This window comes from Bacillus sp. LR--39 (assembly GCF_053613335.1).
The window spans coordinates 1-808 of sequence record NZ_JBSIOT010000665.1 but is presented as its reverse complement, the minus strand read 5'-3'; the positions used below and the strand labels follow the sequence as shown (position 1 = coordinate 808).

Sequence of the window (808 nt, the reverse complement as noted above, 5' to 3'; positions counted from 1 at the left end):
CATAGTGTATCAAACATGATAGAGGAGGTCCTTATGGATATATTAAAGAAAATTGAACAGTACAGAGAGGAAGAGCAGCGGCTGAAATGGGAAGGAACTTTCGCCGATTATTTGGAGATTATTAAAGAAAATCCGATGGTCGCACAATCTGCTCATTCTCGAGTTTTTAATATGATAAAAGACAGCGGGATAGAGGAAATTGACGGACGCAAGAAGTACAGTTTTTTTGACCGCGAGCTGTTCGGGCTTGAAGAATCTCTGGAGCGTCTTGTGGAAGAGTATTTTCATCCGGCTGCCAAACGTCTAGATGTCAGAAAGCGGATTCTATTGCTGATGGGGCCTGTGAGCGGCGGTAAATCCACGCTGGTCACGATGCTCAAAAAAGGTCTCGAAGCGTACACGCTGACAGATAATGGCGCTGTATATGCGATTAAAGGCTGCCCGATGCACGAGGACCCTCTACATTTAATCCCCCATCATTTACGCGATGACTTTTACAGAGAATACGGCATTAGAATAGAAGGAAGTCTTTCTCCTTTAAATGTCATGAGGCTGGAGGAAGAGTACGGAGGAAGAATTGAGGATGTGAAGGTGGAGCGCATCTTCTTTTCAGAAGATAAGCGTACGGGAATTGGAACATTCAGTCCCTCTGATCCGAAATCTCAGGATATCGCCGATTTGACGGGGAGTATTGATTTCTCAACAATCGCCGAGTACGGTTCAGAATCAGATCCGCGCGCTTACCGGTTTGACGGAGAGCTGAATAAAGCGAACCGCGGGATGATGGAGTTTCAGGAGATGCTGAAAT

At 45.7% G+C, this 808-nt stretch carries 1 pseudogene; it reads left to right on the top strand.

Going from position 1 to position 808, the window contains the following annotated elements:
* Positions 1-33: 33 nt before the first annotated feature.
* Positions 34-808, top strand: a pseudogene (gene prkA / locus ACWHAR_RS25695) (serine/threonine protein kinase PrkA); the annotation flags it as partial.